We start from the raw sequence: 8,473 nt of genomic DNA, 5'->3' as shown, positions 1-8,473 counted from the left end.
CCACGACCCCGGCGGCACCCGCGGCGACCGCGGCGAGGCCCATCACCAGCCGGCGCTTCACCGGCCGGCGAGCCGACGTCGCGGTAGCCTGGCCGGCCATCGATCTGGGTTCTTCTTGGTTGTCCATGCCCCCTACCTGTCCGGCTCGGCGGCAACTGTCACATGCCGATTCAGGGGCTGCCGACTGGATGACAGCAACGGGGCTCACGACAGGTGCCCGTCAAGCTTGCCGAGTTCCAGGTCGGCCGCCTCACTCGCCGGCGGTGGACTCCTCCTGGAAGTAGACGGTGAGCGAGTACCAGTCGCCGTGTTCGTTGATCTCATTCTCGAAGGTCATGTCCTGGATCCACACCGGTCCGAGCTGCTCGATGGTGTCCGCAACCCGCCGGAGCAGCGCCGGTACGTCGTCCTGGCCAGGTCCGACGGGGTTCGCCTGGGCGAAGTACCGGACGATGGGGAATTCGGAAACATCGTTCACAAATAAGATTGTGTCATCGATGGACGCCGCTGCGTTGCCCCGCGCACTCGCCGCCCGGTGTCGGACGCTCGGCGGACCGGACGCACGGGAGCCGGACGGCCCTGGCCCGTCCAGGACAGACGAAAAAGGCGAGGGCCCCCGGGGTTGTACCCGGGGGCCCTCGGCGGTGTTTCCGCAAGTGTCAGCAAGGGAACGCCAGAAAGGGGAACCTTCCAGCCACCGCGGGACGGACGATACCCGCCAAGATCAGCGGGTGCTCGACCGACCCCACCGGTCACGACTGGGCCGATGCGTCGTCGCGCACCGCCACTCAGCGGATCGAGCGGGCCACACCCGGCCAGGGCGGCCGACCCTGGTAGCGGCCGGCGCGGCTAGCCTGGCGGTGACGGCGGTGACGACGAGGCGGGGGCCGATGAGTCGTGCGGTGGAGGAGTCGAACCGGGCCATGCTGCGGGCCCGGGACGCCATGGACCGGGCATACGCCGACCCGCTGGACATCCCGGCGCTGGCCCGGATAGCGCTCGTCTCCGAGGCGCACTTCATCCGCACGTTCCGCGCCACGTTCGGCGAGACCCCACACCGCTACCTGCAACGGCGGCGGGTGGAGCGGGCGATGTCGATGCTGATCGAGAGCAACCGGGACGTCACCGACATCTGCTTCGCGGTGGGCTTCAGCAGCCTCGGGTCGTTCAGCCGGACGTTCCGGCAGATCGTCGGGGAATCGCCGAGCGACTTCCGCAGGCGCCGCTCGGCCGCCGCCGCGAGCGTGCCGAGCTGCTTCACCAAGGCCTGGACCAGACCGAGCAGTTTTGGATAAGCAGCAGGTCAGGCCCGACCTCTAGCGTCATGGGCATGACGATGAACGCGATCAGCCGCTCCCAGATCTACGTCCTCGACCAGGACGAGGCCCTCGACTTCTACGTCGGCAAGCTCGGCATGGAGGTCAACACCGACCAGGACCTCGGCTTCATGCGCTGGCTCACGGTCAACCTCCCGGGCGACCCGGAGCGCGAGATCCTGCTGGAGAAGCCCGGACCGCCGGCGCTCGACCCGGCCACCGCCGAGCAGGTCCGCGAGCTGCTGACCAAGGGCGCGCTGGGCGGCTACCTCTTCATGACCACCGACGACGCCCGCAAGACGTACGAGGACCTGGTCGCCAAGGGTGTGGAGATCACCGACGAGCCGATGGAGCGCCCGTACGGGATCGACTTCGGCATCCGCGACCCGTTCGGCAACAAGATCCGCGTCGGCCAGATGTTCTCCCGGGCCTGAGCGGAGCCGAGCCGTGACCGACGCGATCACCCTCCCCGCCGTCCGACCGGCCGCCGCCGGTCGGGACCGGGCCCTGCTGGCCGGCGGTGCCCTCGCCGGGCCGATCTTCGCCGTCTCCGCGCTGATCCAGGGCGCCAGCCGGGACGGCTTCGACTTCCGGCGGCACCCGGTCAGCATGTTGAGCACCGGCGACCTGGGCTGGATCCAGATCGCCACCTTCCTGGCCACCGGGGCGCTCTGCGTCGGGGCCGCCGTCGCCCTGCGCCGCTCCGCGACGACCGGCTCGACCTGGCTGCCCCGGCTGCTCGGCCTCTGGGGGGTCGGCCTGATGGCGGCCGGGATCTTCAGCGCCGACCCGGCCGACGGCTTCCCGGCCGGCACGCCGCGCGGCCCGGGGCAGATCAGCTGGCACGGCGGGCTGCACTTCCTCGCGGCGGCGGTCGCCTTCGGCTCGCTGATCCTGGCGACCGTCGTCGCCGGTCGGCGGGCCGCCCGTCAGGGCGCGCGGGTGTGGGCCGTCACCAGCATCGCGACGGGCGTCTGCTTCGCGCTCTCCTGGGGCGCGCTGATTGCCCGGCCCGGCCCGGCGACCATGGTCGCCTTCGGCCTCGGGGTGACCGCCGGCTGGGCCTGGGTCACCGCGACCTTCGCGGGAGTGCTGCGACGGTCGCCTCGCTGACCGTGAGCGGGGCGGCGACGGCCGGGAGGCGCGGGTTAGCATCGCGCCTCCCGGCCGCACGAGGAGACGACGATGGCCACCCGACTGCTCTATCTGGTTCGGCACGGCGAGCAGGACCGCCCGGAGGTCGAGTCGGCCGAGGTGGGGCTCTCCGAGCGGGGTCGCCGCCAGGCCGCGCTGCTCGGCCAGCGGCTGCGGGCCGTACCGTTGCGGGCCATCCACCACGGCCCGCTGCGCCGGGCCGCCGAGACCGCCGAGGTGGTCGCGGCGTCGCTGCCGAGGGTCCCGGTGTACGAGACCGAGCTGGCCGGCGATCATCTGCCGCACGACACCGACCCGGCCGGCCTGCCCGTGGCGTACGCGAGCTTCCTGGCCGGCTTCTCGGCGCGCGAGCGGGCCGACGGGCCGCGACTGGCGGCGGAGGCGGTCGCCCGGTTCGCCACCGCCCCGGCCGAGGGTGACGTCCGCGAGTTGGTGATCACCCACAACTTCCTGATCGCCTGGCTGGTCCGGCACGCCCTGGACGCTCCGGAGCGGCGCTGGCTGGGGGTGAACCACCACAACGCCGGGCTGACCGTGATCCGCTACAGCTCGTCCGGGCCGCCCAGCCTGATCGCCTTCAACGACGTCGCCCACCTGCCGCCGGAGCTGCGCGGCACCGGGCTGCCCAGCGATTATCGGGTGTGACCGGCGCGCGGTGGCGGCTACGGTCGCCGGATGACGACCCCGCCGCCCGACCTGCCGAAGACCGAGTTCGCCTTTCCGGGGCCGCTGCGCGACCAGCTCGTCGCCGCCGTCCTCTCCGGCGCGAAGACCTCCACCACCGGCCTGCTCCAGGACTACGAGCGCGACGGCGAGCCGCTGCCGGCGGTGGGTGAACGCTCGGTGGTGGTCGACTCCGCCGACCACCCGGTCGCGGTCATCGAGCTGACCGAGGTACGCGTCGTCCGGGTCGGCGACGTCGACCTCGACCACGCCCGGGACGAGGGCGAGGGGTACGAGTCGGTCGCCGCCTGGCGCGCCGGGCACGAGGCGTACTGGCACGGGTCGGACTACCGGGGCTGGCTCGGCGACCCGGACTTCACCGTCGACGACGACACCCTCGCGGTGGCCGAACGGTTCCGGTTGCTCCGCCGGCTCTGACGCGCTCGCGCGGCAGCGGTTACCGAGAAAGAGTGGCTGTTCCGCGGGGAACAGCCACTCTTTCCGGGAAAGTGCAGGCACCCACCCGGCGGCGGGGCGGCAGGGGTCAGCGAGAGGTGACGGTCTTGACGACGGCTTCGGCCATGGCGCGGGCGGACTGCGGGTTCTGGCCGGTGACCAGGCGGCCGTCGACGACGACGTGCTCGGTGAAGTTCGGCGCCGGGACGTGCACGGCACCGGCCTCGGTGAGCTTGTCGGCGAGCAGGAAGGGAACCTCGTCGGTGAGTCCGACGGCGCTCTCCTCGTCGTTGGTGAAGCCGGCCACCCGCTTGCCCGCCACCAGGTGCGAGCCGTCGGAGAGCTTCAGGTTCACCAGCGCGGACGGGCCGTGGCAGACCGCCGAGACGACCCCGCCGCGCTCGTAGACCGCCGCGGCGATGCGCGCCAGGTCCGGGTCGTCGGGGAAGTCCCACATGGTGCCGTGCCCGCCGGCGAAGACGACCACGTCGTACCCCGTCGGGTCGACGTCGGCGGCCTTGGCCGTGTGCTCCACCCCGGCGGTGGCCAGGAAGTCGTTCTGGGTCTTGTCGTTCTCGTCACGGCCGTCGACCGGCGGCTGGCCGCCGGCCACCGAGACGAGGTCGACGTCCCAGCCGGCGGCCCGGAACACCTCCCACGGCTCAGCGGCCTCGCCGACGTAGAAGCCGGTCTCGCGGCCGGTGGTGCCGAGCTGGCGGCGGCTGGTCAGCGCGATGAGTGCACGTGTCATGCCGACCATGCTGGCGTGCGAATCCATAGCCGACCAATAGGCGAAGGACACATCGGCGATAGGTTTGCTGATGTGAAGGTGTCGCTCGACCTGCTCCGCAGCTTCCTGGCCGTGCACCGGTCCGGTTCGATCACGGCCGCCGCGGAGCTGCTCGGGCTGGCCCAGCCGACGGTCACCGCCCAGGTCCGGGCGCTGGAGGAGGCGGTGGGACGGCCGCTCTTCGACCGGATGCCGAGGGGTGTGCTGCCCACCACGGCCGGCGACGAGCTGGCCCGCCGGGTGGCCGACCCGCTGGACCGCCTCGACGCCGTGCTCGCCGACGACACGGCCACGCCGTACCCCCGGACGGTCTTCCTCGGCGGACCGGCCGAGTTTCTCGCGGAGCTGGCGCTGCCGGCGGTGGCCGGGCTGGTCGCCGACGGCCTGGAGCTGCGGGTCGCCGCCGGGCTGCCCGAGCAGCTCCTCGACGACGTCGCCGCCGGCCGGCTCGACCTGGTGGTGAGCAGCGTGCGCCCCCGACGGCGGGGGTTGACCGCCGAGCCGCTCTACGACGAGGAGTTCGCCCTGGTCGCCGCGCCCGCCTGGGCCGAGCGGCTGCCCGACCCGGTGACCCCGCAGGCCCTGCGCGACGTGCCGCTGGTCGCCTACGCGGAGGAGGCACCGATCCTGCGCCGCTGGTGGCGGACGGTCTTCGACACCCGGCTCACCCGTACGCCCAGTCTGGTGGTGGCCGACCTGCGCGCGGTGCTGGCGGCCGTCGTGGCCGGCGCCGGGGCGAGCGTGCTGCCGACGTACCTGTGCCGGGGTGAGCTGGCCTCCGGCGCGCTGCGCCCGCTGCTGAGTCCGGCGGTGCCGCCGCTGAACACGCTCTTCCTGGCCGGCAGGCCGGCCGTGGCCGGGCGGCGCGAGGTGCAGGCGGTGCGGCGGGCGCTGCTGGCGGCGGCGGCCGGCTGGTAGCCCGGCCTCAGCGCAGGGCGCTGGCGCGGAGCAGGAGATCGGCCAGGGCGGACGCGGCGGCCGACGGTTGGGGACCGGTCTGGCAGTCGGTCCAGTCGACGGTGTTCTCTCCGACGGTCAACCGGTAGGTGTAGGTGTCGGCGCAGCGGACGTCGGGGCCGCCCGGGCCGCCGCCTCGGGGGAGGGTGCCGGCCAGCGCGCGCAGCCGGTCGAGTTCGGCGGAGGAGAGCTGACCCGTCCGGGCCGTCCCGGTGCGACCGGTCGCCGTCCACCGGCCGTCCGGTTCCACGGTCACCGTCTCCGCGCCGCCCGCGATGCCGCCGCTGCGGGTCAGCGTCACCCGGGGGGCGGTCGCGGCGGGGGTGCCGGTGGCCGTGCCGCCCGGCGTGGGGGTGGCGGTGGTCGCCCCGGCGGTGGGGGTCTCCGAGGCCGGCGCAGGTGAACCGGAACCGGCTGCTGAGCAGCCGGTCAGGAGGCCGGCCACAGTTACGATCTTGACAATGGCCAGGGCGGATGATCTCATGCCGTTCGGACGTGCATCGACGCCGCCAGGTTCCCTCACCAGGGCTCATCCTCCGTTCGGTCAGTGTCGCGGGATGGAAGCGCTTCCCCTCTTCTCTTTTCTTCGATGTATCTCCATATTTACACGCGTGACTACCCCCGTCACATCTTTCCTTGTCAGGAGGGCACGTGAAGAGAACCCTCGCCGCCGTCAGCGCAGCGCTGCTTACCAGCGGCATGCTGACCTGTGTCGCCACCGCAGCGCAGGCGGCCCCTAGCGCCCCCGCCCCGGACACCTCACCCGCAGCTCGTGCCGAAAGCCTGCTCCGTAGCAACCCCGGCGCCGTCCAGGGCGTCAGCGGAGAGTCGTACCAGGCGGTTCGCACGAAGGTGGACGCGAACGGCGCGGCGCACACCCGCTACACCCGGACCTACAAGGGCCTGCGCGTCTACGGTGGCGACTTCGTCATCCACACGGCGCCCAACGGCAGCTACGCCGGCTCCTCGGTCGGCCTCGCCGCGCCGCTCACCCTCGCCACCGCCCCGAAGGTCACGCCGGCCTCCGTCAAGGCGGCGGCCCGGAAGGCCTTCTCCGGCAAGCTGGAGAGCGTCGGCTCCCCCGAGCTCTTCGTCGACGCCAGCTCCGGCAAGGGTCGCCTCGCCTACGAGACCGTGCTCTCCGGCTGGCACACCGACGGCCAGACCCCGTCGCGCTTCCACGTCATCAGCGACGCGGTCACCGGCAAGGTGATCGGCTCGTACGACGAGATCGAGATGGTGGCCGGCACGGGCCAGAGCGTCTACTCCGGCACGGTCGCCGTCGACACCACGCTCTCCGGCAGCACGTACCAGATGATCGACCCGTCGCACGGCAACGGCAGCACCTGCGACATGAACAACGGGACGTCGACCTGCACGACGTTCACCAACAACGACAACAGCTGGGGTGACACCAACACCCGCCAGCGTGCCGGCGTCGACGCCCACTTCGGCGCCGCCAAGACGTACGACTACTTCAAGAACGTGCACGCCCGCAACGGCGTCTTCGGCGACGGCCGCGGCGTGCCCAGCCGGGTGCACTACGGCAACAACTACGTCAACGCCTTCTGGGACGGCTCCCGGATGACGTACGGCGACGGCTCCGGCAACTCCCGCCCGCTGGTCTCGCTCGACGTGGCCGCGCACGAGATGAGCCACGGCGTCACCGAGAACGTGGTCCCCGGTGGCCTGACCTACTCCGGCGAGCCCGGCGGCCTCAACGAGGCCACCAGCGACATCTTCGGCAACATGGTCGAGTTCTACGCCAACACCACCGCCGACCCGGGTGACTACCAGGTCGGTGAGAAGATCAACATCAACGGCAACGGTACGCCGCTGCGCTACATGTACGACCCGAAGCTGGACGGCTCGTCCGACACCTGCTGGACGACCGGCACCAAGAACAAGGACGTGCACTACTCGTCCGGTGTGGCCAACCACTTCTACTTCAACCTGGCCGAGGGCACCGGCTCCACCGCGTACGGCACCTCGCCGATCTGCGGCACCGCCCCGGCGGTGACCGGCATCGGCCGGGCCAAGGCGGAGAAGATCTGGTTCCGCGCCCTGGACGTGTACTTCACCTCCAACACCTCGTACGTCAACAACACCACGCCGTCGAACACCGCCCGCGCCTACACGCTGCGCGCGGCGACTGACCTGTACGGCAACTGCTCCACCGAGTACAAGACCGTCCAGGCGGCGTGGACCGCGGTGGCCGTCTCCGGCAACGACGCGCCCTGCTCGTCCACCGGTAACGACTTCTCCGTCTCGCTCTCCCCGACCTCCGGCTCGGTGACTGCGGGCGGCTCGGTCTCGACCACCGTCGCGACCGCCACCACCAGCGGCACCGCGCAGACCGTGACGTTCTCCGCGTCCGGCCTGCCGACCGGGGCCACCGCCTCGTTCAGCCCGGCCTCGGTCACCTCCGGCGGCTCGTCGACCCTCACCATCGCCACCACGGCCGGCACCCCGGCCGGCACCTACACGGTGAGCGTCACCGGCGCCGGCTCGGTGAACCGGACGGCGACCTACACGCTGACCGTCAACGGCACCGGCGGCGGCTGCACCGGCGCCGGCCAGAAGCTCGGCAACCCCGGCTTCGAGTCCGGCACCACCCCGTGGGCGGCGACCTCGGGCGTCATCGGCTCGTTCACCGGCCAGCCCGCCCGTACTGGCACCCGCAACGCCTGGCTGAACGGCTACGGCAGCACCCGCACCGACACGCTCTCCCAGGCGGTGAGCCTGCCGGCCGGTTGCACGTCGTACAACTTCAGCTTCTGGCTGCACATCGACTCGGCGGAGACCACCACCGGCACCGCGTACGACACCTTCCGGGTGCAGGTGCTCAACTCCTCCGGGACGGTGCTGGCGACCCTGGCGACCTACTCGAACCTGAACAAGGCCACCGGGTACTCGCAGAAGTCGTTCTCGCTGGCCTCGTACGCCGGCCAGACCGTCACCCTGAAGTTCACCGGCACCGAGGACTCCTCGCTCCAGACGTCCTTCGTGGTCGACGACACCGCGGTCAACGTCGCCTGACCTGACCTCGCCGTCGGCGGGCCCGGCGGCCACCCCTCGCGGGTGGTCGTCGGGCCCGCGCCGTTATGGTCGCCGGACCGGGTCGGCGCGCGCCGCC

General features: G+C 72.0%; 10 protein-coding genes. 7 read left to right on the top strand and 3 right to left on the bottom strand.

The window, feature by feature from the left end:
- Window positions 1-250: 250 nt before the first annotated feature.
- Window positions 251-478: a hypothetical protein gene (locus V6U88_RS03940; protein ID WP_334449837.1), complete on the bottom strand. Its 228-nt coding sequence runs from the start codon at window positions 476-478 to the stop codon at window positions 251-253.
- Between the two features lie 412 nt (window positions 479-890).
- Between V6U88_RS03940 and V6U88_RS03935 the strand changes: the two genes are divergently transcribed.
- The 5 genes from V6U88_RS03935 to V6U88_RS03915 all read left to right on the top strand — a co-directional run bounded on the left by V6U88_RS03935 (window position 891) and on the right by V6U88_RS03915 (window position 3,572).
- Window positions 891-1,295 carry an AraC family transcriptional regulator gene (locus V6U88_RS03935; RefSeq protein WP_334449836.1) on the top strand — a complete coding sequence of 135 codons (405 nt, stop codon included), beginning with the start codon at window positions 891-893 and terminating at the stop codon, window positions 1,293-1,295.
- Window positions 1,296-1,330: 35 nt separating this feature from the next.
- The gene (locus tag V6U88_RS03930; RefSeq protein ID WP_334449835.1) at window positions 1,331-1,750 is read left to right on the top strand and encodes a VOC family protein; all 420 of its coding nucleotides are present in this window, start codon (window positions 1,331-1,333) and stop codon (window positions 1,748-1,750) included.
- Window positions 1,751-1,763: 13 nt separating this feature from the next.
- Window positions 1,764-2,429 carry a DUF998 domain-containing protein gene (locus V6U88_RS03925; protein WP_334449834.1) on the top strand — a complete coding sequence of 222 codons (666 nt, stop codon included), beginning with the start codon at window positions 1,764-1,766 and terminating at the stop codon, window positions 2,427-2,429.
- Window positions 2,430-2,501: 72 nt separating this feature from the next.
- A complete protein-coding gene (locus tag V6U88_RS03920) occupies window positions 2,502-3,116 on the top strand; it encodes a histidine phosphatase family protein (protein ID WP_334449833.1) in 615 nt (204 codons plus the stop codon).
- Window positions 3,117-3,146: 30 nt separating this feature from the next.
- Window positions 3,147-3,572 (top strand): ASCH domain-containing protein, encoded by a 426-nt coding sequence (locus V6U88_RS03915; protein WP_334449831.1) that lies wholly within the window; start codon window positions 3,147-3,149, stop codon window positions 3,570-3,572.
- A gap of 106 nt (window positions 3,573-3,678) precedes the next feature.
- On the opposite strand, the gene V6U88_RS03910 is transcribed toward V6U88_RS03915, so the two are convergent.
- Complete coding sequence (locus tag V6U88_RS03910) at window positions 3,679-4,341, bottom strand: type 1 glutamine amidotransferase domain-containing protein (RefSeq protein WP_334449830.1); 663 nt, start codon at window positions 4,339-4,341, stop codon at window positions 3,679-3,681.
- 72 nt (window positions 4,342-4,413) lie between these two features.
- On the opposite strand from V6U88_RS03910, the gene V6U88_RS03905 reads away from it, so the two are divergent.
- Window positions 4,414-5,298: a LysR family transcriptional regulator gene (locus tag V6U88_RS03905; protein WP_334449828.1), complete on the top strand. Its 885-nt coding sequence runs from the start codon at window positions 4,414-4,416 to the stop codon at window positions 5,296-5,298.
- 7 nt (window positions 5,299-5,305) lie between these two features.
- Here V6U88_RS03905 and V6U88_RS03900 read toward each other — a convergent pair whose 3' ends face one another.
- The gene (locus tag V6U88_RS03900; RefSeq protein WP_334449827.1) at window positions 5,306-5,782 is read right to left on the bottom strand and encodes a hypothetical protein; all 477 of its coding nucleotides are present in this window, start codon (window positions 5,780-5,782) and stop codon (window positions 5,306-5,308) included.
- A gap of 206 nt (window positions 5,783-5,988) precedes the next feature.
- Between V6U88_RS03900 and V6U88_RS03895 the strand changes: the two genes are divergently transcribed.
- Entirely contained in the window at window positions 5,989-8,376 is a 2,388-nt protein-coding gene (locus tag V6U88_RS03895; RefSeq protein WP_334449826.1) for a M4 family metallopeptidase, read from the top strand.
- The last annotated feature ends 97 nt before the right edge of the window (window positions 8,377-8,473 follow it).

The sequence above is a fragment of the Micromonospora sp. CPCC 205739 genome (genome assembly GCF_036906795.1).
Classification (GTDB): Bacteria; Actinomycetota; Actinomycetes; order Mycobacteriales; family Micromonosporaceae; genus Micromonospora.
This window is presented reverse-complemented; position numbering and strand designations above follow the sequence as displayed.

Bases quoted from the DNA above. Each gene is read 5' to 3' on its own strand.
- V6U88_RS03935 (WP_334449836.1), top strand. From the start codon at position 891: ATGAGTCGTGCGGTGGAGGAGTCGAACCGGGCCATGCTGCGGGCCCGG.
- V6U88_RS03930 (WP_334449835.1), top strand. From the start codon at position 1,331: ATGACGATGAACGCGATCAGCCGCTCCCAGATCTACGTCCTCGACCAG.
- V6U88_RS03920 (WP_334449833.1), top strand. From the start codon at position 2,502: ATGGCCACCCGACTGCTCTATCTGGTTCGGCACGGCGAGCAGGACCGC.
- V6U88_RS03915 (WP_334449831.1), top strand. From the start codon at position 3,147: ATGACGACCCCGCCGCCCGACCTGCCGAAGACCGAGTTCGCCTTTCCG.
- V6U88_RS03910 (WP_334449830.1), bottom strand. From the start codon at position 4,341: ATGACACGTGCACTCATCGCGCTGACCAGCCGCCGCCAGCTCGGCACC.